Annotated in this window: 23 protein-coding genes; 10 read left to right on the top strand and 13 right to left on the bottom strand. The window is 63.7% G+C overall.

The genetic code is table 11. From position 1 onward, the window contains the following. Positions 1–80 precede the first annotated feature (80 nt). Positions 81–1,913, top strand: a complete 1,833-nt coding sequence (locus tag RMO51_RS06455) for a tetratricopeptide repeat protein (protein ID WP_310393082.1) — start codon at positions 81–83, stop codon at positions 1,911–1,913. 405 nt (positions 1,914–2,318) lie between these two features. Further along, positions 2,319–4,058: a single-stranded-DNA-specific exonuclease RecJ gene (gene recJ / locus RMO51_RS06450; protein ID WP_310393081.1), complete on the top strand. Its 1,740-nt coding sequence runs from the start codon at positions 2,319–2,321 to the stop codon at positions 4,056–4,058. A gap of 72 nt (positions 4,059–4,130) precedes the next feature. Here the strand turns inward: recJ and RMO51_RS06445 are convergent, their stop codons facing one another. Together RMO51_RS06445 and RMO51_RS06440 are read right to left on the bottom strand one after the other, a co-directional pair. Continuing rightward, positions 4,131–4,739, bottom strand: a complete 609-nt coding sequence (locus RMO51_RS06445) for a hypothetical protein (protein ID WP_310393079.1) — start codon at positions 4,737–4,739, stop codon at positions 4,131–4,133. Between the two features lie 45 nt (positions 4,740–4,784). Next, complete coding sequence (locus RMO51_RS06440; RefSeq protein WP_310393077.1) at positions 4,785–5,147, bottom strand: DoxX family membrane protein; 363 nt, start codon at positions 5,145–5,147, stop codon at positions 4,785–4,787. Positions 5,148–5,344: 197 nt separating this feature from the next. Here RMO51_RS06440 and RMO51_RS06435 point away from each other — a divergent pair, with 197 nt between their 5' ends. Together RMO51_RS06435 and RMO51_RS06430 are read left to right on the top strand one after the other, a co-directional pair. Next, positions 5,345–6,505, top strand: coding sequence for an acyl-CoA dehydrogenase (locus tag RMO51_RS06435; RefSeq protein ID WP_310393075.1), 1,161 nt, complete (start codon positions 5,345–5,347; stop codon positions 6,503–6,505). Between the two features lie 159 nt (positions 6,506–6,664). Beyond that, on the top strand, positions 6,665–7,591 hold the full coding sequence (locus tag RMO51_RS06430) for an AraC family transcriptional regulator (RefSeq protein ID WP_310393074.1): 927 nt from the start codon (positions 6,665–6,667) through the stop codon (positions 7,589–7,591). A 129-nt stretch (positions 7,592–7,720) separates the two neighbouring features. Here RMO51_RS06430 and RMO51_RS06425 read toward each other — a convergent pair whose 3' ends face one another. Next, positions 7,721–8,494: a hypothetical protein gene (locus RMO51_RS06425; RefSeq protein ID WP_310393072.1), complete on the bottom strand. Its 774-nt coding sequence runs from the start codon at positions 8,492–8,494 to the stop codon at positions 7,721–7,723. A gap of 216 nt (positions 8,495–8,710) precedes the next feature. Between RMO51_RS06425 and RMO51_RS06420 the strand changes: the two genes are divergently transcribed. Next, the gene (locus RMO51_RS06420) at positions 8,711–9,481 is read left to right on the top strand and encodes an SDR family oxidoreductase (protein ID WP_310393070.1); all 771 of its coding nucleotides are present in this window, start codon (positions 8,711–8,713) and stop codon (positions 9,479–9,481) included. Between the two features lie 85 nt (positions 9,482–9,566). On the opposite strand, the gene RMO51_RS06415 is transcribed toward RMO51_RS06420, so the two are convergent. Further along, positions 9,567–9,914 carry a hypothetical protein gene (locus RMO51_RS06415; RefSeq protein WP_310393068.1) on the bottom strand — a complete coding sequence of 116 codons (348 nt, stop codon included), beginning with the start codon at positions 9,912–9,914 and terminating at the stop codon, positions 9,567–9,569. A gap of 334 nt (positions 9,915–10,248) precedes the next feature. Between RMO51_RS06415 and RMO51_RS06410 the strand changes: the two genes are divergently transcribed. From RMO51_RS06410 to RMO51_RS06395, 4 genes are all read left to right on the top strand, one after another. Then, the gene (locus RMO51_RS06410; RefSeq protein ID WP_310393066.1) at positions 10,249–10,929 is read left to right on the top strand and encodes an NlpC/P60 family protein; all 681 of its coding nucleotides are present in this window, start codon (positions 10,249–10,251) and stop codon (positions 10,927–10,929) included. A 349-nt stretch (positions 10,930–11,278) separates the two neighbouring features. Next, positions 11,279–12,907 carry a DUF1800 domain-containing protein gene (locus RMO51_RS06405; protein WP_310393064.1) on the top strand — a complete coding sequence of 543 codons (1,629 nt, stop codon included), beginning with the start codon at positions 11,279–11,281 and terminating at the stop codon, positions 12,905–12,907. Positions 12,908–13,017: 110 nt separating this feature from the next. After that, complete coding sequence (locus RMO51_RS06400; RefSeq protein ID WP_310393062.1) at positions 13,018–14,592, top strand: DUF1501 domain-containing protein; 1,575 nt, start codon at positions 13,018–13,020, stop codon at positions 14,590–14,592. Between the two features lie 188 nt (positions 14,593–14,780). Further along, positions 14,781–15,083 carry a hypothetical protein gene (locus tag RMO51_RS06395; protein WP_310393059.1) on the top strand — a complete coding sequence of 101 codons (303 nt, stop codon included), beginning with the start codon at positions 14,781–14,783 and terminating at the stop codon, positions 15,081–15,083. 133 nt (positions 15,084–15,216) lie between these two features. Here the strand turns inward: RMO51_RS06395 and RMO51_RS06390 are convergent, their stop codons facing one another. The 3 genes from RMO51_RS06390 to RMO51_RS06380 all read right to left on the bottom strand — a co-directional run bounded on the left by RMO51_RS06390 (position 15,217) and on the right by RMO51_RS06380 (position 19,148). Next, complete coding sequence (locus tag RMO51_RS06390; RefSeq protein WP_310393058.1) at positions 15,217–15,681, bottom strand: energy transducer TonB; 465 nt, start codon at positions 15,679–15,681, stop codon at positions 15,217–15,219. Positions 15,682–15,700: 19 nt separating this feature from the next. Further along, positions 15,701–18,163: a penicillin acylase family protein gene (locus tag RMO51_RS06385; RefSeq protein WP_310393056.1), complete on the bottom strand. Its 2,463-nt coding sequence runs from the start codon at positions 18,161–18,163 to the stop codon at positions 15,701–15,703. Between the two features lie 160 nt (positions 18,164–18,323). Next, positions 18,324–19,148: a septal ring lytic transglycosylase RlpA family protein gene (locus RMO51_RS06380; RefSeq protein ID WP_310393055.1), complete on the bottom strand. Its 825-nt coding sequence runs from the start codon at positions 19,146–19,148 to the stop codon at positions 18,324–18,326. 395 nt (positions 19,149–19,543) lie between these two features. Here RMO51_RS06380 and RMO51_RS06375 point away from each other — a divergent pair, with 395 nt between their 5' ends. After that, positions 19,544–20,464, top strand: a complete 921-nt coding sequence (locus RMO51_RS06375; protein WP_310393053.1) for a DUF72 domain-containing protein — start codon at positions 19,544–19,546, stop codon at positions 20,462–20,464. A 25-nt stretch (positions 20,465–20,489) separates the two neighbouring features. Here RMO51_RS06375 and RMO51_RS06370 read toward each other — a convergent pair whose 3' ends face one another. From RMO51_RS06370 to RMO51_RS06345, 6 genes are all read right to left on the bottom strand, one after another. Further along, positions 20,490–21,101, bottom strand: coding sequence for an arylesterase (locus RMO51_RS06370; protein ID WP_310393052.1), 612 nt, complete (start codon positions 21,099–21,101; stop codon positions 20,490–20,492). A gap of 111 nt (positions 21,102–21,212) precedes the next feature. Then, positions 21,213–21,515 (bottom strand): DUF4286 family protein, encoded by a 303-nt coding sequence (locus RMO51_RS06365; RefSeq protein ID WP_310393050.1) that lies wholly within the window; start codon positions 21,513–21,515, stop codon positions 21,213–21,215. Between the two features lie 143 nt (positions 21,516–21,658). Next, positions 21,659–22,099: a DUF6526 family protein gene (locus RMO51_RS06360; RefSeq protein ID WP_310393048.1), complete on the bottom strand. Its 441-nt coding sequence runs from the start codon at positions 22,097–22,099 to the stop codon at positions 21,659–21,661. Positions 22,100–22,198: 99 nt separating this feature from the next. Continuing rightward, complete coding sequence (locus tag RMO51_RS06355; protein ID WP_310393047.1) at positions 22,199–22,630, bottom strand: hypothetical protein; 432 nt, start codon at positions 22,628–22,630, stop codon at positions 22,199–22,201. An 81-nt stretch (positions 22,631–22,711) separates the two neighbouring features. After that, the gene (locus RMO51_RS06350; RefSeq protein ID WP_310393045.1) at positions 22,712–23,950 is read right to left on the bottom strand and encodes an MFS transporter; all 1,239 of its coding nucleotides are present in this window, start codon (positions 23,948–23,950) and stop codon (positions 22,712–22,714) included. Between the two features lie 507 nt (positions 23,951–24,457). Continuing rightward, positions 24,458–25,156 carry an ATP-dependent Clp protease proteolytic subunit gene (locus RMO51_RS06345; protein ID WP_310393044.1) on the bottom strand — a complete coding sequence of 233 codons (699 nt, stop codon included), beginning with the start codon at positions 25,154–25,156 and terminating at the stop codon, positions 24,458–24,460. Positions 25,157–25,267: the final 111 nt, after the last annotated feature.

The raw sequence follows: 25,267 nt of genomic DNA, 5'->3' as shown, positions 1-25,267 counted from the left end.
GGTACTTATCAAGGAGTAGCCTAACGGCCACCTGGTATCGGCTTCCCATTTTGCGTGAAATGACCCTATCATAATACGATATGCGCCCGTATTCTTTTTTCGTAGCCGCTGCGTTCCTGCTTGGTTTTTCGGCGCCGTCCCTGGCGCAGCAGGCCCCCAAGGGGTGGGCGCCGGTGGAAGGGGCCACGTTGGCCAATGACTACGCCCGCCGCGGCGAGCACGAGAAAGTGGTGTTCCTGTTCGAAAAGCTGCCCGCGGCCGAGCAGGCCAGCCTGGCGGTGTTTCCGGTGTACCTCGCCTCATTGCAGGCCCTGAAACGGTACAAGGATGCTGAGAAGGTGGCTAAAAAAGCCGCGAAGCTGCGGCCCGAGGAAGCCACCATCGGCGTGGCGCTGGGGGGCGTGTACGCGGCGGCGGGCGACGCCCCGGCGGCCGAGAAGCAGTGGCAAAAGGTGCTGGCCCAGCTCACGCCCGCGCAGGTGCAGCCGGTGGCCACCGAGTTTAGCCGCCGCGAGCTGCCGGCCTGGGTTGAGCGCACCTACCTGCGCGGACGGGCCCTGGCCAAAAACGACACGGAGTACGCGCCGGAGCTCATTCGCCTTTATACCGTAAGCCAGGACCAGGGCCGGGTGCTGGCTGAAACCTTGCGCCTCGTGGCGCAAGACGAAAGGCAGGTGCCCTTCGTGCGCAACATGCTGCAAAACGCCCTGCGCGAAGAAAAGGACTTTGAGGCCCTGGAAAAGCTGCTGCTCACCGCCACCCAGGAGCACCCCGACCAGGCGGCGTACAGCGAGCTGCTGCTCTGGCTGCAGGTGCAGCGCCGGGACTTCAGCGGCGCCCTGGTGCAGGCGCGGGCGCTGGACCGGCGCGGCCGCACCCAGGGCAGCCGCGTGATGGAGATGGCCGCCATCGCGCAGCAGAACAAGGACTACGAAAGCGCCATCGAGGGCTTCGCCTACGTGGCCAAGGAATACCGCGGCGGCCCTTACGGCAACGCGGCCCGCCAGCGCCTGCTCCAGGCCCGGGAGGCCCAGGTGCGCGAAACCTACCCCGTGGACCTCGCCAAGGTGCGCGCCTTGGTCGTCGACTACGAGCAGCTGCTGGCCGAGCTGGGCCGCACGCCCGACACGGCGCCCGTGCTCCGCAACCTGGCCAACCTGCACGCCTTCCAGCTCAACGACCGCGCCAAGGCCATGGCCCTGCTCCAGGAGGTAATTGATATGCCCCGCGCCGGCGACGAGGTAGTGGACCAGGCCAAAGTGACCCAGGGCGACCTGTACTTGCTGAAGCAGGAGCCCTGGGAAGCCACGCTGCTGTATTCGCAGGTGGAGAAGTCGCACAAAGACTCGCCGCTGGGCTACGAGGCCAAGCTGCGCAACGCCCGCCTGAGCTACTACGCCGGCGACTTCAAGCTCGCGCAAAGTCACCTCGACATCCTGAAAGAGGCCACCACCCGCGAAATTGCCAACGACGCCATGCAGCTCTCGCTGCTCATTCAGGACAACACCGTGGAGGACACCCTGGGCCTGGGCCTGCGGGCCTACGCGGCCGTGGAGCAGTTGGTGTTTCAGAACAAGGTGAAGGAGGCCATCACGGGTCTGGATGCGCTGCTGGAAAAATTTCCCGGCCACCCGCTCTCCGACGACACTTACTACCTCAAAGCGCAACTGCAACGCCGCGTGGGGGATTTTGTGGGGGCCATTGCCACCCTGGAACGCATCACCGGCAACCCCAAGTACGACGTGCTGAGCGACGATGCGCTGTTTCTGCTGGCCCGCATTCAGGAAGAAGACATCAAGGACAAAGGGAAGGCCCAGGAGCTCTACAGCCAGGTGATAACGAAATACCCCGGTAGCATTTACGTGGCCGAGGCCCGGAAGCGCTTCCGCAAGCTGCGGGGCGACGGCGTGTAGGAAAGAGGAAAGGGTGGTGCGGTTTGCAAGCCCGTCCTGCTGGGCTTGCCGAAGCAGCCCTCCCGCTTCGCTGCGGCAATGTAGCGTTGGCTTCGCGTCCTCCGCACTGGTTGAGCCAATTTATTCTGACACGGGGACGCAAAACCAGCGCTTCACGCGGCCTGCAGGCCGAGCGAGGAAATGGGGGCCCAACTTTACCCGAAAAAAACGAATAGCAGCGCCAGCGCGAGGATAAATACTCCGTACATCAGCCCGTCGGACAGGATGTACGGACGGTATTTGCGGTAGAATGTTTGGAGCTTGTGCATGGGGTACGGCGGTAGGGCCGTCGGTCGGCGAAGGTACGGAAGCAGGCGCGGGACGGGGTTTGGTCGTACTTTTGACCCCATTTCTACCAAGTATCCGATGCCCGTATCCGCTAGTAAGCGCTGGAATTATATCCCCGAAGCCGACCCTCAACGGGCCCGGCGCCTCGCCGAGGCCCTGTTCATTGCTCCCGAAATAGCGGCCCTGCTGGGCCAGCGCGGCATCGATACCCCCGAAGCCGCCGCGGCCTTTTTCCATCCCGATTTGCGGCAGCTGCCCAACCCGCTGCTGATGCGCGACATGGACCGCGCCGTGGCGCGCCTGGCCCGGGCCCTGGAGGCCGGCGAAAAGGTGCTCGTGCTGGGGGACTACGACGTGGACGGCATCACCTCCGTGGCCACGGTAATGAGTTACCTCACCCCGCTGTTCGGCGCCGGGCGGCTGCGCGACTACATCCCCGACCGCTACACCGAGGGCTACGGCATTTCTGAAAAAGCCATTGACGTGGCCGCCGACCAGGGCTTTGGCCTCATCGTGGCCCTCGACTGCGGCATCAAGGCCGTGGAACAAGTGGCCTACGCGACCAGCAAGGGCGTCGATTTCATCATCTGCGACCACCACCTGCCCGGCGACGAGCTGCCGGCCGCCGTGGCCGTGCTCGACCCCAAGCGAGCCGACTGCGCGTATCCTTACAAAGAGCTGGCGGGCTGCGGCGTGGGGTTCAAGCTGATGCAGGCGCTGGGCGAGCGCCTGGGCCTGCCCGAAGCTCCGTTGCACGACCTGCTGGACCTCGTCACGGTGAGCATCGCCGCCGACGTGGTGCCCATCACCGGCGAAAACCGCCTGCTGGCCGCCCACGGCCTGCGCCGCTTCAACGAAGATGCTCACTTGCTGCGGCCCGGCTTGGCGGCCCTGCGCGAACTGGCTACTTTGCGCGAAGGTCCGCTGGGTATTAGCAGCCTGATATTCGGGTTTGCCCCGCGCATCAACGCGGCCGGCCGCATGGGCGACGCCCGCCGCGCCGTGGCCATGCTGCTCGCCCCCGACCAGCAAGAGGCCCGCTACACCGCCGAAGTGGTGGACCAGATGAACCAGCAGCGCCGCGGCTCCGACCAGCACACCACCCAGGAAGCCCTCGACATGATTGCCGGCGACCCGGTGCTGCAACACGCCCACGCCACCGTGCTCTACAAGGCCGACTGGCACCAGGGCGTGCTCGGCATTGTGGCCTCGCGCTGCCTCGACCAGTACTACCGCCCCACCGTCATCCTGACCCAGCGCGACGGCAAGGCCACGGGCTCGGCTCGCTCCGTGGCGGGGTTCGACGTGCACGAGGCCCTGGAGGCCTGCGCCCCGCTGCTCGATCAGTTTGGTGGGCACCGCGCCGCTGCCGGCCTCACCCTGAAGGTGGAAAACGTGCCCGCTTTCCAGCGCCGGTTTGAAGAAGTGGTGGCCGACACCCTCACCACCGAGCACCTCGTGCGCCCGGTGGAGGTGGCCGCCGTGCTGCCGTTGGGCCGCATCACCGAGGAGTTTTTTGCCGAGCTGCGCCGCATGGAGCCCTTCGGGCCCGGCAACCCCAACCCGGTGTTTGCCTCGCGGCGGCTGGTGGCCGTGCCCCACAGCGCCCGGGTGGTGGGCCAGGGCCACCTCAAGCTGCGCCTCGCTTCGGCCGACACGACGGGCCCGGCGGTGGACGCCATCGGATTTGGCCTGGCCGATTACCTGCCTGAAATTGAGCAGGGCCGGCCGTTCAGCGCCTGCTACACCGTGGAGCTGAACGAGTACCGCGGCCAGCGCGCCGTGCAACTGCGCGTGCTGGATGTGCGCTGGGAGTAGCGGCAGCGCAACTTTCTCCGCGGGGGTGCTTAGCCGGCCGCGCAGTAATCAGCCGGGGCCCTGCGTTCCCGCCTAGTTGGGGCTTGCCGGGGAAGCTTGGGGCATGAAGTAGTAGCTGGATTTTTTACGGGCCCCGCCGGTCCGTGAGGTATGCACCACGTAATCGCCGTGCACAAATAGCCAGTTGGCAGTGGGAGTATTGAACTGCTCCGTGTATTCTAGCAGCAGCATTCGCGTGAGCTGATGGTCCTCGAACTGCTCGACTAACACCTTACGGCCCTTAGCATCATAGTACTTCACCTTCTCAATCTCAACCCCGAAGCGGCGCTTTACCGTTTGCTGCCGGACAAGGGCGATGGGCTTTTGAGAGTCGCCGTAGCTGATGACCGGGCTTGAAGTGCCGGCGTAGCTTTTCACCCGCCGGTGGGGCCCACCAAACGTGCCCTGCGACACCTTGAAGACGCCCATCCGGGCCTCGCTGCGAACGTGAACATCGGCCACTAGGCGCAGCAGCGAATCGTGCGCGGCAGCATAGCGGGCGTGCGCGGCGGTGAGGTCGGGCAGCGCCGCCGCGTCAGGAGAGGGGGATAGCACCTCGGCTTTGGATTGGGCCAGGACGGAGAAACCAGAGCCCAGCAGAAACAGCCACATTAGGCCATTTAGACGGCAGATTGGGAGCATGAAAAGGAAACAGAAGTAGAAAAACGGCTGCAATATAGCGGCCCTTTACCGTTGCCGGCTCGCCCGCCACACCCACCACAACAGCGGCAACTGCAAGGGCAGCCGGCCCCAGGCGGCCCAGCCGGGAATGCCCAGCTCGGCGTGAATCAGGGCCATGTACACGTTGGCAGGAAACACGGCTACCAGCAGCGCCAGCAGGCCCCCGCCGGCCCAGCGCCGGGTGCGGCGGGGCAGCAGCCCCAGCCCGCCCAGCACTTCAAAAACCCCGCTCACGTACACCAGGGCCAGTGGCTGCGGCAGTTGCGGCGGCATAATGGCCAGGTACGTGGCCGGGTGAACGAAGTGCCAAACGCCGGCCGACACGAAAATGAGGGCCAGCGTGTAGCGGCTGATAAGGCGAAGCATCATGAAGCGGTAAAAGTCGCACGGAAAAGGCGAGCTGCCGGGAAGTAACGCGTCCCGGAACAAAAATCTGAAGCCAACTTCAGAATCATTCGCTCCCTATTCGTTGTTCTCCGAGCCAGTTGGCTGCTCCCTGTTCGCCTTGTCCGGCGCGCGGCAAGGCCGTACTTTTGCACTCCCAAACCAATTTTCCCACCCAGCATATGCAAACCGTCACTTCTTCTAACATTTACGCCCTCACCGAAGAGCAGCTGGCCGTGCGCGATGCCGCCCGGGACTTCGCCCAGAGCGAGCTGTGGGCCGGCGTCATCGAGCGCGATGAGCACCAGAAGTTTCCCGCCGAGCAAATCAAAAAGATGGGCGAGTTGGGCTTTATGGGCATGATGGTGAGCCCTGAATACGGCGGCAGCGGCCTCGACACCGTGAGCTACGTGCTGGCCATGGAAGAAATCAGCAAGGTTGATGCCTCGTGCTCGGTCATCATGTCGGTGAACAACTCGCTGGTGTGCTGGGGCTTGGAGAAGTACGGGACCGAGGAGCAGAAGCAGAAATACCTGCCCCGTCTGTGCTCGGGTGAAATCATTGGCGCCTTCGCCCTGAGCGAGCCCGAGGCCGGCTCCGACGCCACCAGCCAGCGCACCACCGCCGAGGACATGGGCGACCATTACCTCCTCAACGGTACCAAGAACTGGATTACCAACGGCACAACGGCTTCGGTCTACCTCGTCATCGCCCAGACCCACCCCGAGTTGAAGTCGCGCGGCATCAACGTGCTGATTGTGGACAAGGACATGCCCGGCTTCATTCAGGGCCCCAAAGAAAACAAGCTCGGCATCCGCGGTTCCGACACTTGCTCGCTGATGTTTACCGACGTGAAGGTGCCCAAGGAAAACCGCATCGGGGCCGACGGCTTCGGCTTCAAGTTCGCCATGCAGGTGCTGGCCGGCGGCCGCATCGGCATCGCCGCGCAGGCGCTGGGCATCGCCTCGGGCTCGCTCGAACTTAGTCTGAAATACGCCAAGGAGCGCAAGGCGTTCGGCGTGGAAATAGCCCAGCACCAGGCCATTCAGTTTAAGCTGGCCGACATGGCCACCAACACCGACGCCGCCCGCTTGCTGTGCCTGCAAGCTGCCGCCGACAAGGACAATGGCGAGGACTACGCCAAGTCGGGCGCCATGGCCAAGCTCTTCGCCTCGAAGGTAGCAATGGACAGCGCGGTGGAGGCCGTGCAGATTCACGGCGGCTACGGTTTCGTGAAAGAGTACCATGTCGAGCGGTTCATGCGCGACGCCAAGATTACCCAGATTTACGAAGGAACTTCCGAGATTCAGAAAATTGTGATTTCGCGGGAAATCCTCAAGTAGACGGGGAATTGCCTAAAATTCAGATTCATTGCACAAAACCCAGCCACTTTTTGGCTGGGTTTTTAGTTTTTGTAAATTTCGAGGTGTTATATTGCACTGCGGTAGCTACCCTACTACCCCTACCCGCACCCCTTGAAGGCCACTTTGGCACACTAAATTATGGAAGATTACAATAAAGTCATTGAGTCGTTGGGTGTCCGTTACATCAAGGCCAAGAACCTGGTGCTGCACCAGCCGTTCACGGTGCGCAACTCCTACGATGTCGGTAATAATCTCATTTTGCTCCACAAAGGCCACCTCACATTCGGCGAAGACCAGATGGTGGTGGAAGAAGGCGAGATGCTCTTCATTCCCGGTGGCCGGCCCACCCGCGTCAGCTACGGCGAGGACCTGAAAAACCGCGTGATTACCAATGATGACCTGATTACCAACAAGGACAAGTTCTTTCATTCGAACGACAATCTTGACCTCATCGGCGACGCTGGCGAAAGCCATAGCTTCGTGAGCTTCGAAGCCAAGGTGTTCGACTCGGTGAACTTCTTCGCCTCGCTCGACGTGCCGGCCTTCCTCATCAGCGGGCAGCCCAAACTGGCCAATCTGGTCATCAAAGTAGTGGAGGAGAGCATTCAGGACCTGCCGGGCCGCGAGCGCCTCATCAACATCTACACCGAAAACATTGTGGTGGAAGTGGTGCGCTACGTGCTGCGCAACAACATGTTTGTGGAGCAGTTGGCTACCAACAGCACCTACTTTAAAGACCCGCGCCTGATTGACCTGTTCAACTACATCAAGGAGAACCTGGGCGGCGACCTGAGCAACAAGGTGCTGAGCGGCGTGGCCAACGTGAGCGAGGACTACGTGGGCCAGTACTTCAAGATGCTGACCAACATCAATCCGCAGGACTACATCGAGTACCAGCGCATGGAGCGCGCCGTGTTCCTGCTGCGCACCACCAAAAAGAGCATCCGCGACATTGGCAAGGAAGTGGGCTACAAGGATACCGCGTATTTCTGCCGCCGCTTCAAGATGATGTTCGGCATTCCGGCGGGCAAGATGCGCCGCCGCGAGTCGGCCATGAACATCTAGCTTACTGAGCCCCCCCGGCCGATAGTCCTCGGATACGGCCGCCGTGCCCGGTAGTGAATAACCAGAAGGGCCCCCGCTTCAATTTGAAGCGGGGGCCCTTCTGATTTACCGGTGAGCCGTTCCGTTGGCTTACTCAATGCTGCGGGAGTCGTCGTTCTTCGGGCGGTAGCCGCCTTCCGAAGGCCGCACGCTGGGGTCGGTTTTGGCCGAGGCTCCGAAGCCCGAACCGCCGCCGGAGTGAAGGCCGGTGCTGGCGCCCGTGTCTTCATTGGCGGTGGCGCCGCCGCTGAAAATGCCGCCGTTGGCGTAGCGGCCGCTGCTGTTGCCATAAGGCGAACCACTGTCGGAGCGACCAGCCGTCCCAGACGCCGACTTGCGGCCGGTGGAAGCATCGGGGGCCTGGTAGCCGTAGCCGCGGCGCCCGTAGCTGCCCGCGTCGCGCTGCTTGCCGTAGTTGTAGCTGCTGCTCGACGGCTTGCCTTTGCGGGTGGCCAGCCAGCCGAGGCCGACGACCAGCAGGGCGCCGCCCACCACTTTTTGGGTGGTGGTGAGCTCGCCCACGCGGGCCACGGCGCGGTTGCCGAGGTCTTTTAGGCTCTGGGGCAGCTGGTTCGCGTTGTTGAGCACGCCCGAATCCTCAATCCATTTCTTGCCGTTTTGCAGGGCTGTATCGAGCAGCGTGCCTTCTGAGCCGTTGGTCTGCTGGCCTTCGCCCTGACGGCTGCCGGGGTGGGTGGTATCGTGGCCCGAAACGCCGAAGCCTTCCGTGGCGCTCGCGCTCCGAGCGCTGGCCGCGGGCTTGCGCGAGGCGCCGGTGCTGCCCGGCGTGGAGGTTGGGGCCTGGGAAGCGCGGCCGGAATTGGTCGGGTTCGGCGTGCCGAACTGGTCTTGCTGGTTATCCATAGTAATGAGACGAAAGGAAAGGTGGAAAGAAACGTGGGGCTCTTTGCCGAAACACTGGAGCGTAGGGTCTATTCGTAATCGACTGGTGGGAAGTTGCACTAAGCCTGCTTTATTTTTCAACCTCACCGGCAACCCTGCCGCGAGAATGCGGGTACTCAATGGCACTACTTTCCACTTTTTCATCTTTCCGTCACGCCCAAAGACCCTAACCTCTCCGTGGCCCTCGTTACGGGGGCCGCCGCTGGCATCGGCCAGGAACTGGCCCACTTGCTTGCCAAGGACCAGTACCAGTTGATTCTGGTGGACCAGAACCCCGACGGCCTGGCCCACTTCGCCGATCACCTGCGCACGGCGCACGGCGTCACCGTCGCGCTCATCACCCAGGACCTGGCCCAGATGGGCGCCGCCCGGGCCGTATACAATGCCGTGCAAGGCCAGAACCTGCAGGTCGACATCTTGGTCAACGACGCCGGGTTTGGGGAATACGGCATGTTTCTCGAATCGAGCATTGCGCGTAATTCCGCCGTTATTCACACCAACATTCTGGCGCTGGTCGAATTGACGTGCCTGTTTGGCCGCGACATGAAAAGCCGGGGCAAAGGCCGCATTCTGCAGCTCGGCTCCACGGCGGCCTACACGCCTTCGCCGCAAATGGCCGTGTACTCGGCCACCAAATCCTTCGTGCTCAGCTTCTCCGAAGCGCTGGCCAACGAGCTCAAGGACAGCGGCGTGACGGTGACCACCCTCTGCCCTGGCGCCACCGATACCGACTTCTTCGAGCGGGCCGGCGCCGAAAGCACCAACGCGGCCCACGGCCCGCTGGCCGACCCCAAAGACGTGGCCAAGGACGGTTACGAAGCGTTGATGAACGGCGAAATGCGCGTCATCTCGGGCATCACCAACAAAGTGCAGGCCATGCTCAGCAACATCACCCCCGACAACTTGGTGGCCGCCGGCATGCGCAAGATGTTCGCGGAGAAGGAATAAGCCCTTTTTCATCGTTGCGTCAAAAAAGCCCGCTTGCTGCTACAGCAGGCGGGCTTTTTTGCGCTTTGCAACACTGCGAAAAAGCTTACGGCCGCGCGTGGCGCGGCAAGGGCACCAGCACGTGGGTGGGGTTGGCCAGCACCACGCGGCGGGCCTCCTCGCGGGCTTCGACTTCGTACCGGTTGTGGTAGTAGCCCACGCGGGCCGACTCGACAAGGTACTTCCACAGGAAGGAGAGAAGGCCGTGTTCCCGGTACTGGCGCAGGTGTACCTGCTCGTGGGCCACCCACTCGGCGTCGGCCAGGAACTGCGCGCGGGTGGCGCCGCTTAGGTGCACCGTCTGGCCGACGACCATGGCCACGCGCGGGCTGCCCAGCACCACGCGGGCAATGCGGGCCAGGGGCGAGCGAGTCCAGGTGCGAAGGGGTTGCATAAGGGGAAGGTACAGCGAAATCTGTTGATGCAACCACGGATTAAATCCGTCGGTGGTTGCAAGGGCAATAATAATTTTTAAGGCATTGCATTGTCTTAAATAAAGAATATTTGAATTTTTCCAAGTGCAAATGCCGGACTTCCCAAAAGTTTGCCTTAGATTTACCCAGCCTCCAATTCTCGCAGTGGCGGGAATGTCCGGGGCTAATCCTTTTAATTCATCACTCATCTCGGCTGCTTCCAGCCTTGCCTATCGCCTAAGAAAGCTACTGCCCCGGCTTTTCCTCTCCACCCAGGAATTCGGATTTTGCCCCCACGACCCTTAACGACGGACAATGAAAAATCACCTGCTGTATTGCCTCGCCGCTGCCTCGCTGGCCCTGTCATTCTTCTTCGAACGCCCCGCCGATGCTTCGGCTACGGTTCGCGCCACCCCGGCGCCGGCCGTGGCCGAAGCATCGTTGTTTCCGGCTACTTCGACGAATATGCCCGCTGCCAAACGGTCCGACACGCCGGGCGCAAAGCCAGTGGCCCCCACGGCCGCCGAGCTAGCCGCCGCCCGCGACTCGCTCACCTACCACTACTACGCCCAAACCCTGGGCCTGCACCTGGCTTTCAACGAGAACAAGGACCTGCTGCGCTCCGTGACCGACTGGATTGGCACGCCCTACCGCTACGGCAACAACTCGCGCCGCGGCACCGACTGCTCGGGCTTCGTGACGCGGGTGTTCCGCGAGGTGTACGGCGTCACGCTGCAGCGCTCGTCGCGCTCCATGTTCACGACCACCAAGCACGTGGCCAAAAGCAACATGCAAACCGGCGACCTGGTGTTCTTCCGCCGGGGCCGGGGCCCGATTTACCACGTGGGCATTTACCTGAAGGACGGCAAGTTTGCCCATTCGGCCTGCAACGGGGGCGTGATGGTCAGCTCGTTGCGTCAGGACTACTACCGCCGCAACTTTTACGCCGCGGGCCGCGTGCGAATTGCCGAACAGGCTACGGCCAAAGCGGAGTAAGCACCATCACACAGTAGGGAGTAGCGGTGCCGGCTCTTGGAGCCGGACGGGTTGCCGCCGCCGGCCAAAGACCAAACTGCCGGCTGAAAAAAGCAAATGTTAAGATTAAACCCGGGAAGACGTCGACGGTCTTTCTTTTGCTAAATCTTTGAGAATGAAGGGTGCAACCGGCCCCTTACTTGTTGTTTTTGAAAGCATTTCACAACCTTTTTCGCGCCTGTTTATGAATCGTAGACATTTTCTCCAACGAAACGCGACCGTACTCCGTGCTCCTGCTGCCGCCGTAGCCGGGCAGCCGGTTGGGCCAGCTACTGCCCCCGTCGCGGAGGGCCAGGACCCACCGGAAACCGTGAGCCGGTTCGCCAATAAGACCCTGCCCACCGGCCTGGCTCGCACCACCTCCACGCTGGCGCCCTACACCGGGCCCTGGGGCTACGCGCAGGCCGCGCACTTGCTGCGGCGCGCCACGTTTGGCCCTACGCGCGCCGAAATCAACGCTGCCGCGGGCCGGACCCTGGGGGGGGTGTTGACCAGTTTGCTGACGGTATCGGCGGCACCGACGCCGCCGGTTAACGGCTTTACCAACGACACGAGCGTGCCCGTGGGCCAGACCTGGGTGACGGCCCCTTTCGACAACAACGCCGAATACTGGCGGGCGCGGAGCCTGCGCGCCTGGTGGATGGGCCAGCTGATGCAAAGCACCACGCTGGTAGAGAAGATGACCCTGTTCTGGCACAACCACTTTGTGGTCGAGTTCGACGACATTTTCGACGGCCGCTACAGCTACAGCTACCTGGACTTGCTGCGCCAGCACGCGCTGGGCAACATCAAGCAGCTGGCCAAAGACATCACGGTGGAGCCAGCCATGCTGCGCTACCTCAACGGCAACCAAAACCGCGTCGGCGCCCCCAACGAGAACTACGGCCGCGAGCTGCTGGAGCTGTTTACCGTGGGCAAGGGTCCGCTCGTCGGGGCCGGCAACTACACCACCTACACCGAGGCCGACGTGCAGGCGGCGGCCAAGGTGCTCACCGGCTGGCAGGACTCGCAAGCCAACAACAACAGCTTCTACACGGCTACTCGCCACGACACGACCACCAAGCAGTTCAGCAGCGCCTTTGCCAACCAGACGATTGCCAACCAGGGCGACCAAGAGTACAAGGCCCTGGTGGACATGATTTTTAACGAAAACGAGACGGCCGTTTTCCTGGTTCGCAAGCTCTACCGGTGGTTCGTGTACTACGTCATCGACGCCACCACCGAGACGAACATCATCCAGCCGCTGGCCACCCAACTCAAGCAGAACGGCTACAACTTGAAACCCGTGCTGAGCACGTTGCTGGGCAGCGAACATTTCTTTGACGTGCTCAACGTCGGCTGCGTTATCAAAAGCCCCATCGAGACGGTGGTGAGCACGGCCCGGCAGCTACCCATCACGTTCCCGCCGGCTACCAACGTGCTGGCGCAGTACGGCATCTGGGACTGGCTGGTGGACCGCGCCGCGGTTATGCAGCAGAACCTCGGCGAGCCGCCCAACGTGGCCGGCTGGCCCGCCTACTGGCAAACGCCGCAGTACTACGAAATGTGGATTAACGCCGTGACCATGCCCCGGCGTAATCAATTTACTGACCAGCTCATTAGCTCGGGCGGTTACACGCGCTACTACACCGGCGGCAACTTCAACATCAAGATTGACGCCGTGGCCTGGGTGCAAACCCTGCCGGCCGCCACGGCGCTGGACTGCACCCTGCTGATTGCCGAGCTGACCAAGCTGCTGCTGCCCATTCCGCTCACGCCCACGCAGTTGGCCTTCCTCAACGACACGCTGCTGCCGGGCCTGCCCGACTTCGAGTGGACGGAAGAGTGGCAGGAGTTCTTGGCGGCCCCCACCAACGCCATGAAGCGCAAGGACGTGGAGGACAAGCTCCGCGCGCTGGTGCGCCAAATTATGGGCCTGGCCGAGTATCATTTGTCTTAGTTGGGGACTGCGGGACCGGGCTGCCGGCTATCGGTAGCCCGCCCGCTTTGTTCGCCTCAAACCTCACGGAATCAAGTCTTAACGACCCCAACTATCAAAGAGCCTTACCAATGAAACGCAGACATTTTCTCCAAACCACGGCCACGGCCACGGTGCTGCCCACGCTGCTGGGCGCCTTGCCCATCGGGGCGTACGGGTTTTCGCCGGAGCTTTTTGAGCTGACCGGCGGTGCCACCCAAACCGACAAAGTGTTGGTGCTCATTCAGCTGAACGGCGGCAACGACGGGTTGAACATGATTATCCCGACCGACCAGTACGCGGCCATTATGGCGGCCCGCGCCGGGATTGCCATTCCGGAAAATCAGGTGCTGCCCCTGCGGCCCGCCACGGGCATTCACCCGGCAATGGCGGGCATCAAAAACCTCTACGACGACGGCAAAATCGGGGTGGTGCAAAGCGTGGGCTACCCCAATGCCAACGGCTCGCACTTCCGGTCCACGGACATCTGGACGTCGGGCTCCGACTCCAACGTGACGCTCACCACGGGCTGGGCGGGCCGCTACCTCGACGGCGAATTCGCCAATTTCCCGACCGATTACCCGAGCGCCCAAGCGCCCGACCCGCTGGCCATCAGCATCGGCTCGGTGGTGAGCAACTGCGTGCAGGGCCCCACCGTGAACATGGGCATGGCCATTGCCAGCACCAGCTCGTTCTACCAGCTGCTAAGCGGCGGCGTGGACGCGGCCCCCAACACGCCGGCGGGCCACGAGCTGACCTTCATCCGGCGCGTGGTGCAGCAAACGCAGGTCTACATCACGGCCATTCAGACCGCCGCCGGCCGGGCCCAGAACCTCTCGCCGCTGTACCCGACGGCGGGCCAGAACTCGCTGGCCGACCAGCTCAAGATTGTGGCGCAGCTCGTGGCCGGCGGCTTGCAAACGCGCATTTACGTCTGCAACCTTGGCGGCTTCGACACGCACGTGAACCAGGTGTCGGCCACGAGCACCACCACCGGCAACCACGCCACGCTGCTGGGCAAAATCTCGGGGGCCATCGCGGCCTTCCAGGACGACTTGCGCCGCCTGAACGTGCAGGACCGGGTGGTGGGCATGACCTTTTCGGAATTTGGGCGCCGAGTGAAAGCCAACTCGGGCAAGGGCACCGACCACGGCGCGGCGGCCCCGCTGCTGGTGTTTGGCAGCCAGGCAAACCCCACCATCCACGGCAACAACCCCACGCTGCCCGCCAACGCCGGGACGAATGACAACGTGGCCATGCAGATTGACTTCCGCAGCGTGTACACCAGCATTTTGAAGGACTGGTTTCAGGTGCCGCAGACCACGCTCAATAGCCTGTTCGGGCGCCAATTCCCCTACGTGCCGGTGCTGCGGCAGGGCACGGTTACGGCCACGAGCGCCGCGGCCGAATCGGCCGACTTCACGGTGTACCCCAACCCGGTGGCGCGCGGCGGCCGCACCACCGTGGCCTACGAGAGCGCCGGCGGCCACGTGCAAGTGGTGGTGCTCGACGCCGTGGGGCGCGAAGTGCGCCGCGCCGTGGACCGCGTGCTGCCCCGCGGCCCGCAGCAGCTGGCCGTGGACCTGAGCGGCCTGGCCCCCGGCGCCTACTACTGCCAGGTGCGCGAGGCGCAACGCAGTGGCTCGCGCATCGTGGCCATTGAATAAACAAGCGCGCACCGCGTAAAACAGTCCGGCCATCGGCCCGGCGCGACCCGGGTGGGGTCGGCCGGGACGGTGGCCGGATTATTTCGGATTTGGTGGAAAAAAGGCAGCCCGGTACCGACCTTTTGCGTATGGGTGGGCTGAGGCCGCGGCCTCTTTTCCTTTCACCCTCTCCCCCCAGTACCAGCTTTATGGAAGCGAAAATCGAACAGCAGCTCGAAAAAATTCTGCCCGAAGACCTCGCCCGCGCGTTTGAAAGCGCCTACCACGTGTTTCAAGGCAAAACCGAGCACATGGATGACCTGCTCAAGCACGGCGGCGTGCTCCTGCGCAAAGCGGCCCAACGGTTCACCCCCACCCAAATGGTGGTCGGCATTGCCGCGCTGGCCGCCGTGGCCGTGGTGCTCATCAGCCGCGCCACCGACGATGACCACGAAGGCGAAGCCCACGACGTGAGCCGCTCAGACCGGCCGAAAATCGGGGGCAAACGCTAAAGCAAGCGCCACCCCACAAAAACAAAAAGCGGCCTCCTGCCCGGAGGTCGCTTTTTTTGATGGGTGCTGCCCCCTACCGACGAGCCCCAATGCTGTTATTTGCGGGGAGTGGTTGTCGTGCTAGCGCGGGAAGCTAACGAGTTGACCATGAATTGGAAACGGAGAAAGTAATCGGTGCAGTGTAGGTTACGGCTACCGGTTTTCCCGATTGCATACCGGGCACGAATTGCGGCAGTTGCCGCACCGCAGCAAGCACCGCTTCGTCACACCTCATGCCGATGCCCTCGACAATCCTGGCATCGCTCACCGCCCCGTTGGGGTTGATGGGGAAAGCAACAAACACACGTCCCTCAAGTTCGATTTTAAGAGCTTCCGGGGGATAAATCACCCTGTTCTGAATGGCGCTGACAATGGCTTTGTCCCCGCCGCCGGGTAGTTGGGGCATCTGTTCCACACGGGTGTACACCGGGCCCTTCGCTTGTTCCAGGGGCGCACTGGGCGTGTTGGCCTGGGCAAAGGCGGGCTGGGTAGCAACAACTCCCAAGCCGGGGGTGATGCTCCAAAAGTGTTGTGCCAGTGACGTGATGCCAATGGGCATACCCCATACCTGGCAGTCGTTATTTTCCCTGTAGCGTCCAGACGGTGCCCACCCGCGCGTTGGTCTCCGTTGCCGAGCGCAGGAATACCAGCTCGTGCAGTTGCCCGGTGCGCCAGGTTTCCAGTAGCTCATTATAGTAGGGCGAGCCGGGGTTGCCGCTCTGGCCGCCGGGGTACACGCCGTAGGCCCGCACCCGCGGGCCCAGGGCCACCACCATGCGCCAGGAGGGGCCGTTGCGCTCGGTGGTGGCGTTCACAATGCCCGCGCCGCCGCCGCAGTCCACGTCCAGTTGGCCAAAGCCGGGGAGCTGGAGCAGGTGCAGGATGTCGGTGCCCTTCTGGTTGGCCCAGCGCCACTTGGGCGAGAGCGGGCCAAATTTGCGGGAGAGCGAGTCGACGGCAAAGCGCAGGCTTTGACGGGCGAGTTGGGGCAGGGTTTCCTTGGCCGGCGTGCGGCGGTCGTCAATCCAGGGCGAGTTGGGCTCGTTGAGCAGCAGGTTGTTGGTGCGGTCACGGGCGGGGGGGCGCATTTCCAGGCCGGTGGCTTGGGGGCCGAAGTCGTCGTCCCAGAGGCGCTTGGTCAAGTCGTTGTACCACAGGTTGAACACGCTGGGGCCGATGGCGTCGGCGGTGTACTGGTAGCGCCAGCGGCGCATTTCGGCCAGCACCCGGCCTTCGGGCGAGCCGGCGGCGGGCGGGGCGGCGCCCGGGGCCGGCTCCGCTACCAGGGCCAGCAGCCGGGGCAGCATGAGCTGGGCGTTGAGGTCGAGCACGTCGTTCTGCAGGCGGCGCAGGCTGTCGGGCGTGACCCGGGCCATGGCCGCCAGGCGCTGATTGATGCGGTGGCCGCGCTCGTAATTAGCGAAATTCCAGTGGAGGTAGTACGGGTAGTCGGGGCCGGTCGAAAACTGGTTGGCCGACGACACGAAGCCCCGGGCCGGGTTCTTTACGTGGGGGTTGTGAGCCGCCGGAATCCAGCCCTGCCAGTCGTAGGCCGGGTCGGTGCCGTCGAGGATGAACTTGCCCTGGTCGCGCCACTTCAGCGGGAAGCGGCCGTTGGGCCAGATGGCAATGTCCTGGGCGTTATCGGCAAAAATGAAGTTCTGGGCCGGGGAGCCGTAGCTGGCCAGCGCGGCCGTGTAGTCGGGGTAGGCGCGGGCCCGGTTGAGCTGGTAGAAAGCCAGCACCTCGTTGGCCCCGTCGTGGGCCGTCCAGCGCATGGCGTGGGCAATGGGCGTCTGGGACAGGAAGGGCTTTTCCGCTTTGTCGTACACCACCGGGCCGTGGTGGGAGTAGAGCACGGTGTCGAGCCGGTCGGGCTGGCCGCGCACTTTGAGGCGCTCCACCACGCGGCGCACGGGCTTCCAGCGGCCGGCGTGCCAGTACTCGCGGCGCGTGCCGTCCCGGAACTTGAGCTGGTAGAAGTCGAGCACGTCGGCGTTCACGTTGGTCACGCCCCAGGCCACGTTTTCGTTAAAGCCGATGATGACCAGCGGCGAGCCGGGAATGGTGACGCCGTACACGTTCACGCCCGGCGCGTGCAGCTGAATCTGGTACCAGATGCTGGGCAGGTTGAGCGTCAGGTGCGGGTCGTTGGCCAGCAGCGGGAAGCCCGAGGCCGACTTGGCGCCGCTCACCGCGAAGTTGTTGGAGCCCAGCTCGGCGTCGGGCTCGGCCCGGAGCTGGTGGGCCGCGTAGGCGGCTTCGAAAGATTTGGGCGCGGCCGGCACCGCCAGCGGCTGAAAGTCCAGCGGCGTGCCCGCGGGCACGATGGGGTCCTCGCGGGTGGGGTAGTCCGGGAACAGGTCCTTGGTCACGGCGGGGCCGTACTTGCGCAGGATGTTGCTCAGGCGCAGGTCGTCGGTGCGGCCGCTCAGGTCCCAGGCCATGAACTTGAGCAGCAGGGCGCATTTGAGCGGCTGCCAGGGCTCGGGGCGGTAGTCGAGCAGCTTGTACTCGAAGGGCAGGGTGGCCGGCGTGAGCTGGCCAATGTAGGCATTCACGCCGGCCGAGTACGACTCCAGCACCACGCGCGTGGTGGGGTTGGCCATCATCACGCGCAGCGAGTTGGCGGCGCCGAAGGGCAGGCCCATGCGCCGGAAAAACCGGTCCGTCTCCAGCCGGGCCGGGCCCACGATTTCGGCCAGCCGGCCGGCGGCCACGTGGGTTTGAAACTCCATCTGCCAGAGCCGGTCGCGGGCCGTGAGGTAACCCTGGGCGAAGTACAGGTCGTGGTCGTTCTGGGCAAACACGTGCGGCACGCGGTGGTCGTCGTAGCGCACGGTCACGGGCCGTTGCAGGCCGGCCAGCGCCAGGGTCTGCTGCGCCGGGAAGTTGCCGGCCGCTTCGCCGTTCTGCCAGAACCCGCGGTAGGGGCTCAGCAGCTTGCCAAACGGCGGCAGGTCGCCGTGCTTGGTGTTCAGCGTCCAGACCAGGGTGAGGCTGACGGCCAGCGCCAGCAGGGCTTTAATCCAAGCAGTCATACGAAACGGGGCGCGGGCCGCCAAGGCCCCACGGCCCTAAATGTAAAACGCCGGCCGGCTTCTGGCCCCGCCCCGCAACAAAATTGCCCCGCCAAGCCAGGCTTGGGGGGCAATTGCGCACAGCTCAGAAAGGTAGAAAAAGGCAATAAAATGGGTACGGTCAGCGCGAGGCCACTTCGCGCACCAGCCCGCCGATGCCCCACACGCGCAGTTGCCGGCGCACGGCTTCGGCCTCGAGCCGCTCGCCGAAGTTGCCCACGAATACGCGGCTGCGCTGGCGTCCGTCGAGCAGCTCCTGGGAAACTTCCACCTGCACGTTCGGCAGCAGCGACTGGATGCGGGCCTGCACGGCGCGGGCGTTGGCGGCGTCGATGAAGGAGCCGGCCTGGATGAGGAAGCCGGCGGGGCAATGGGTCGTTTCGGCAGCGGCAACCACCCCCGCGGTGGGAGCGCCGGCGGCGGCGAGCAGGGCCGGGGCCGGGGTGGGCGCGGCGGGGCTAGCCGCGGCGGGCACCGAGTAGGTGGTAAAGGCGGCGTCGGGGTGGGGGTCGGCGGCGTAGAGGGCGGCCAGGTTTTCGGGCGTGGTGGCCGGGCCCAGGGGGGTGTTGGCGGCCACTATTTCGGCCACCACGGTGGCGGCGCCGCACTCGGTGATGCCCAGCGGCCGGGCCGCGATTTCGGAAAGGTCAATGATGCGCTCGCGCCGGAAGGGGCCGCGGTCCGTCACGCGCACCACCACCGACTTGCCGTTCTTCACGTTCGTGACCCGCAGGCGGGTGCCGAAGGGCAGGGTTTTGTGGGCGCAGGTGTACTGGAAGCGGTTGAACCGCTCGCCGCTGGTGGTTTTTCGACCCTGAAAGTACGCGCCATACCAGGAGGCCCGGCCCCGCAACACGGTGGTGGCGGCGCGGGGGGCGGCGGCTGGGTCTTCTGCGGAGCCACGGGCGGTGGCGCGCGCCGGAGCGCTTAGCAAAAGCAGCAGCAAAACAAAGGAACTGGTGAGGGCAGGTACTGAAAAGGGACGAAGTAATGTCATGCGGCTGGTCGATGGTGAACGGAACAAACATAGGTTTTCCTTTCAGCCAGCACCGCAAATCCAAAACCTGACAATTATCGCACGGCTTCAAAAATTGACCTTTAGAAAGAAAACTTGCATTTAATTTATCTCTGCTTAAGGTCGCAAAGCAGCCACTAGGCCAACTAAAAGTATATTTTGCGGAATCGGGCCCCGAACATTGCGTGGGCGTAAAAATTAGATTATATGACGGGTGTAAAATTTGGGCATCGGCCGGCCAACTGTCTCCGAAACCGGGTTGTGTATGTCGAGCTTTTTTCGTAAGTGCCGCGTGGGCCGCCGACCCGGCGTCCTACCTTTGCCCCATGGATTTCGGCCGCCTGCCCGACCTGCGCCACGTGGACTTCCGGCTGCCGCCCGACCACCCCGAAACGGCCCGCGTGCTGGCCCGGGCCCGCCCCGCGCAGCCCGCCGCGGCCGCCCTGCGCGTGGGCTGCCCCATCTGGACCAACAAGGAATGGCTGGGCACGTACTTCCCTGCCGGCATCAAGGAGCCCGACTACCTGCACTATTACGCGCAGCAGTTCAACAGCATCGAGCTGAACACCACGCACTACCGCATTCCGGACGCCACTACCGTGCGGCGCTGGCGCCAGGCCGTGGGGCCGGGCTTCAAGTTTTGCCCCAAGCTGCCGCGCAGCATCAGCCACGAGCGGGAGCTGTTTCAGGCCGACGACTTGGTGGTGCCAATGGCCCGGGCGTTTGAGGGGCTGGAGGATAACTTGGGCTGGGCGTTTCTGCAACTGCCGCCGCACTTCGGCCCCGAGCACCTGCCGCGGCTGGAGCGGTTCCTGCTCGACTTCCCGGTGGCCGTGCCGCTGGCCGTGGAGCTGCGCCACCCCCGCTGGTTCGCCGACCAGGCCCTGGCCGACGCCGTGTTTGCCACCTTCGAGGCGCTGAACAAGACGCTGGTAATAACCGACGTGGCCGGCCGGCGCGACGTGCTGCCCCTGCGCCTGACCACGCCCGTGGCCTTCATCCGCTTCAACGGCCACGGCCTGCACAGCACCGACTACCAGCGCGCCGACGCCTGGGCCGAGCGCCTGGCCGCCTGGGTGGCCCAGGGCGTGCACGAAATCTACTTCTTCATCCACCAGAAGGATGTGCGCCACGCGCCGGTGCTGGCGGCCCACTTCCTGGACCGGATGCGCGCCCTTACCGGCATTGCCGTGCCGCCGCCGTTCGTCATCCCTCAGCCGGTACAAGGCAACCTGTTTGGCTGTTAGCTGCTGGCTGTTAGCTGTTGGCTTTTCAACCGGTAACAGGAGAAGCTAACAGCCAGCAGCTAACAGCTAACAAAGGGCCGAGCACCTGCCACACGTTCTCGGCCAGGATTTGCTGGCCGGCGGCGTTGGGGTGCACGCCGTCGGGCAGGTTCAGCTCGCGGCGGCCCAGCACGCCCTGCAGCAGAAACGGTACGAAGGGCAGGCTGTTTTTTTCGGCCAGGGTGCGGAACAGGGCCTTGAACTCGGCGGCGTAGTGGGCCAGGCGGTGCACGCCTAGCGGGCCGAGGTCGAAGGGAAATTCCAGGCCGGCCAGCACCAGCGGCGCCGTCGGGTACTGCCGCCGCACGGCGTCGATGATGAACTGCAGGTTGTGCGTGGTTTCGCGCACCGGAATGCCGCGCAAACCGTCGTTGGCGCCCAAGGCCAGCACGAAGGCGTCGACGGAATGGCGGGCCAGCACGGGGGCCAGGCGCTGGCGGCCACCGGCGCTGGTTTCGCCGCTTACCCCGTAATTAAACGCTTTGTAGGGAAGACTTTGCTGGTCGAGGCGCTGCTGAAGCAGGGCCGGAAAACTTTCGCCGGCCCGCAGCCCGTGGCCCGCCGTGAGGCTGTCGCCGAAGAAGATAATGTTTTTCATGCAGGGCTACTTCAACGGCACCGGAGCCGATTTTGTGCCGCCAAAGCCGCCGGGAGCTTGCCGGCGGCTTTGGTAACGGCGGGCTGTTTGCCGTTCAAAAACCATCACCGATTAGTCCATGACCTCAAGGGTAGTGCGGAACGAGACGTACTTGCCCGCGAAATGCGCTTCCATGTCGGCGCGCAGGGCGGGGGCGCAGAGGAGTTGGTATTCCTCCAGATGCTCCAGGCTGAGGCAGTAGTACTGGGCGGCGTAGGTGATGCCGTCGTTTTCCTCGTTGAGCAGGCGGCAGAGCTGGCTTTTAAGGAAAAAGCCGGTGCCCATCACCTCCGGCATGTGGGTGGTGCGCATGTAGTCCAGCCATTCGTCGGCCACGGCGGGCTCGATACTGGTGGTCACGTTGTAAAGAATCATAATTAGTTGTCAGTTGCTCGTTGTCAGTTGTCAGTTTCTTGCCGGCGGTTGCTCGTGGTCGGGGTCCCGGGGCCAGAAAGCTACCAGCCATCAGGTAAGAACAAACTAACAACGGACAACGAGCAACTGACAACTACCCCCGCTCAGACGCGCAGCGCGTCGAACTGAAAATCGGTGATGCGGGCCTGGATGGCTTTGGAGGAGAGTTTTTCGGTGGCCGCGGCCTGGGCCAGGGCCGGCAGCTCGGCGTCGCCGGCCAGGCGCAGGCTGATGATTTGGCCGAGCGTGAGCTGCTGCTCCACCGCGGCGAAGCGCTGGCCGCTCACCTCAAAATACCGCTGGCGCACTTCGAGCCGGATGAGGCGGTCCTGGAGTTGGAGGGCGTAATGCTGGCGGAGCATTACCAGCACGCCCAGGCCGGTAACGGCCAGCGCGGCCACGCTGAACCAGAGCCGGGCTATTTCGTCGTCGTTGCCGGCCACCTTGGTGTAGCGCAGCACGGCGTAGCCGGCCATAACCAGGGCCAGGGGCAGCAGCACGAAGTGGTGCCACGGGTAGAGCATGGGAGTGTTTTTGGGGGGCATCTTATTCTTTTGAGAAGGTGGAGCGGAAGAAAGGGCCGGGAGGCTCATAAAAAAAGCTCCGGCCGGGGCCGGAGCTTCTCTGGGTACGCGAGCCGGGGGCTACTTGTTCTTTTCCATTTCCCGGGCCCGCAGCTTTTCGGCTTTGGCTTGGTCGCGCGCCGCGCGCTCCTGGGTCTTGGCGGCTTTGGCGGCCTCGCGCTGTTGCTTGAGCTGCTCTTTCTGGGCGCGCTGCTGGCTGCGCTGTTCTTTGAGCTGGTTCTTGAGGTCGTTCTCCTGGTTGGCCTGCGCCTTGAGCTGGCCTTTGCTGTCGCGGATGGCCTGCTCGCTGGCATTGGTTTGCTGCTTTTGCTGGTCGTAGGCGGCTTTGGCCTCTTCGGCGCGCAGTTTTTGCTGCTCGGGGGTGAGGGTCACGGCCGGGTCGGTGGTCGTAGTGGTGGTGGTCGGCGCGGGGGCCGGCGTTACTTGGGCCGCGGCGACGGTGGTCAGGGTGAGGGCGGCAGCGAAGGCGGCCCCGAAGAGGAGGTTTTTCATGGGGGGTTGAGCGAAAATCAACAAATGATTGCTCCTTAAACGGATTGCGTAGTCATATGTTGGCTGGAAGTGCTGTTTGGGTTATTCTTCCACGTAATCCAGATCCTTGCCGTAGCTTTCGGGCAGGGTGCTCACGGCCCAGAACGCCACCAGCAGCGTGGCCCCGCCCAGCACCGCTGCGCCCGGCACGAAGCCCAACTGCCCGCTCAGGTATTTGAACGCCGGCACCAGCCCCACCACGGCGCCCCGGGCAAAGTTGGGCGCCGTGGTGGCCACCGTGGCCCGCAGGTTGGTGCCGAACTGCTCGGCCGCCACCGTCACAAACAGCGCCCAGAACCCCACCGACAGGCCCAGCACAAAGCACACGGCGTAGAACGCGGTGGGCGACGCGCCCCGGATGCCAAACAAGTACACCGCCACCAGCGCCGCGCAAAACACCAGGAACACCTGCAGCGCCCGGTTGCGGCTGCGCCAGAGCTGGCTGAGCGTCCCGCTGAGAAAGTCGCCAAACACCAGCCCGAAGTAGCACCAGAACACCGCCAGCCCCGCCGTGACCTCGCCCGTGAGGCCCAGCGCCCGCCCGAACTCCGGCGCCAGCGTCACCAAGATGCCCACCACGAACCACAGCGGCACCCCAATCAGCAGCACGCGCAGGTACTTGCCCAGCCGCGCCGGGTGGGTGAACAGGCTCAGGAAATTGCCGCGCGATACCGACGTCTGGGCCTGCACCTGCCGGAACATGCCCGACTCGAACACGCTCACCCGCAGCAGCAGCAGGGCCAGGCCCAGCCCGCCGCCCACGAAGTAGGCGTTGCGCCAGCCCAGCTCCTCGCCCACCCAATAGGCCAGCATGGCGCCGCTCACGCCCACGGTGGCCACCACCATGGTGCCGTAGCCGCGCTTTTCGGGGGGCAGGCTTTCGCTCACCAGCGTGATGCCCGCCCCCAGCTCGCCGGCCAGGCCCACGCCGGCAATGAGCCGCAGCCAGGCGTACTGGTCGATGGAAGTGACGAGGCCGTTGGCCAGGTTGGCCAGCGAATAGAGCAGAATGGAGCCAAACAGCACCGACAGCCGCCCCTTCTTATCCCCCAGAATGCCCCACAGGATGCCGCCGAGCAGCATGCCGCCCATCTGCATATTTATCAGAAATAAGCCCTGGTTGGTGACCTCGGCCTTGTCGACCACGCCCAAATCGGCCAGGCTTTTCACCCGCACGATGCTGAATAGAATCAGGTCGTAGATGTCGACGAAATAGCCCAGCGCGGCCACGATGACGGCAGCGCTGAAAACGGAGGTTTTGGTCGGGTGGGTGGCTTGCATGGCGAAATGTACAGTCGGCAAGCCGTTGGGCGCGCAGACGGGGGCTGCTGTGCGCCGATGTTCTATCTCCTCCCGGCAATGTTCTGCTCCGAGCCAAAAATACGGTGCCTGGCCCCGACAATATCCTACTCCGGGCCGACAATATCTTGCTCGGTCTCGACAATACCTTGCTCCGGGCCGACAATATCCTACTCGGTGCCGACAATATTTTACTCGGCCACGACAATATCCTACTCAGTGCCGACAATATCTTACTCGGTGCCGACAATTTTATACTCCGGCACGACAATATTCTACTCCGCCCTACTAATACCGTGCTTGACCCCGGCAATGTTCTGCCGGCTTCCAGTAATTCCGTGGCCTAACTGGGCAACGCTTCGGTTTGGCCAAGAAATGCGGCGTCGCGGAGCGGACGCGGCCGATTGCACGGCGGAAAGTAGCGCCGATGCCCGGTTCGCCCCCCGGGCAGGCCCTGTCCTGGGCCTGCCCGGCGCCGGTGGCCGCGCCCTAGTTGGCCGGGCGCGTCAGCACCTCGTCGATGAGGCCGTACGCCTGGGCCTCGTCGGCGCGCATCCAGTAGTCGCGGTCCGAGTCGTCGTGGATTTGCTGGTAGGTTTTGCCGGTGCGCTCGGCGTAAATGCCGTACAGCTCCTGGCGCAGCTTGACGACTTCGCGGGCGGCAATCTCGATGTCGGCCGAGGGGCCCTGCACCCCGCTGCTGGGCTGGTGAATCATCACGCGGGCGTGCGGCAGGGCCGAGCGTTTGCCCAACGCGCCGCCCGCCAGCAAAAAGGCGCCCATACTGGCGGCCAGGCCGGTGCATATCGTGGCCACGTCGGGTTTCACGAACTGCATGGTGTCGTAGATGCCCAGGCCGGCGTACACCCCGCCCCCCGGCGAGTTGATGTAGAGCAGGATGTCCTTTTTGGCATCGGCCGATTCCAGAAACAGCAGCTGGGCAGTGATGATGTTGGCAATGTTGTCGTCGACGGCCTGGCCCAGGAAGATGATGCGGTCCATGATAAGGCGCGAAAACACGTCGATTTCCCGGAAATTCTGGGGCCGCTCCTCGATGACCGAGCGGGTCATGTTGTTGACGTACGGACGGGCGATGCCCTCTACGTGGGCCAGGTATTGGTCCACGCCCGAGCCATTCAGGCCACGGTGGTTGACGGCGAACTTGCGAAATTCTGCTTGATTGAGCATGGCTGAAAAAATGAAGAAACTGCAAAAAGTAATGGGATAAAAACGGGGCACAGCACGGCCGTCCTTGCCCGGGAGGCAAAGCGGAAAGAAGCCCAAAAACGCGTTAAATCG

Origin of the sequence: Hymenobacter sp. (genome assembly GCF_031398885.1) — a bacterium.
Classification (GTDB): domain Bacteria; phylum Bacteroidota; class Bacteroidia; order Cytophagales; family Hymenobacteraceae; genus Hymenobacter.
The sequence above is the reverse complement of the archived record's forward strand: the minus strand, read 5'-3'. Positions and strand labels throughout refer to the sequence as shown.

Coding starts and splice junctions, on each gene's coding strand:
- RMO51_RS06455 (WP_310393082.1), top strand. CDS start 81: ATGCGCCCGTATTCTTTTTTCGTAGCCGCTGCGTTCCTGCTTGGTTTT.
- recJ (WP_310393081.1), top strand. CDS start 2,319: ATGCCCGTATCCGCTAGTAAGCGCTGGAATTATATCCCCGAAGCCGAC.
- RMO51_RS06445 (WP_310393079.1), bottom strand. CDS start 4,739: ATGCTCCCAATCTGCCGTCTAAATGGCCTAATGTGGCTGTTTCTGCTG.
- RMO51_RS06440 (WP_310393077.1), bottom strand. CDS start 5,147: ATGATGCTTCGCCTTATCAGCCGCTACACGCTGGCCCTCATTTTCGTG.
- RMO51_RS06435 (WP_310393075.1), top strand. CDS start 5,345: ATGCAAACCGTCACTTCTTCTAACATTTACGCCCTCACCGAAGAGCAG.
- RMO51_RS06430 (WP_310393074.1), top strand. CDS start 6,665: ATGGAAGATTACAATAAAGTCATTGAGTCGTTGGGTGTCCGTTACATC.
- RMO51_RS06425 (WP_310393072.1), bottom strand. CDS start 8,494: ATGGATAACCAGCAAGACCAGTTCGGCACGCCGAACCCGACCAATTCC.
- RMO51_RS06415 (WP_310393068.1), bottom strand. CDS start 9,914: ATGCAACCCCTTCGCACCTGGACTCGCTCGCCCCTGGCCCGCATTGCC.
- RMO51_RS06410 (WP_310393066.1), top strand. CDS start 10,249: ATGAAAAATCACCTGCTGTATTGCCTCGCCGCTGCCTCGCTGGCCCTG.
- RMO51_RS06400 (WP_310393062.1), top strand. CDS start 13,018: ATGAAACGCAGACATTTTCTCCAAACCACGGCCACGGCCACGGTGCTG.
- RMO51_RS06395 (WP_310393059.1), top strand. CDS start 14,781: ATGGAAGCGAAAATCGAACAGCAGCTCGAAAAAATTCTGCCCGAAGAC.
- RMO51_RS06390 (WP_310393058.1), bottom strand. CDS start 15,681: ATGCCCATTGGCATCACGTCACTGGCACAACACTTTTGGAGCATCACC.
- RMO51_RS06385 (WP_310393056.1), bottom strand. CDS start 18,163: ATGACTGCTTGGATTAAAGCCCTGCTGGCGCTGGCCGTCAGCCTCACC.
- RMO51_RS06375 (WP_310393053.1), top strand. CDS start 19,544: ATGGATTTCGGCCGCCTGCCCGACCTGCGCCACGTGGACTTCCGGCTG.
- RMO51_RS06370 (WP_310393052.1), bottom strand. CDS start 21,101: ATGAAAAACATTATCTTCTTCGGCGACAGCCTCACGGCGGGCCACGGG.
- RMO51_RS06365 (WP_310393050.1), bottom strand. CDS start 21,515: ATGATTCTTTACAACGTGACCACCAGTATCGAGCCCGCCGTGGCCGAC.
- RMO51_RS06360 (WP_310393048.1), bottom strand. CDS start 22,099: ATGCCCCCCAAAAACACTCCCATGCTCTACCCGTGGCACCACTTCGTG.
- RMO51_RS06355 (WP_310393047.1), bottom strand. CDS start 22,630: ATGAAAAACCTCCTCTTCGGGGCCGCCTTCGCTGCCGCCCTCACCCTG.
- RMO51_RS06350 (WP_310393045.1), bottom strand. CDS start 23,950: ATGCAAGCCACCCACCCGACCAAAACCTCCGTTTTCAGCGCTGCCGTC.
- RMO51_RS06345 (WP_310393044.1), bottom strand. CDS start 25,156: ATGCTCAATCAAGCAGAATTTCGCAAGTTCGCCGTCAACCACCGTGGC.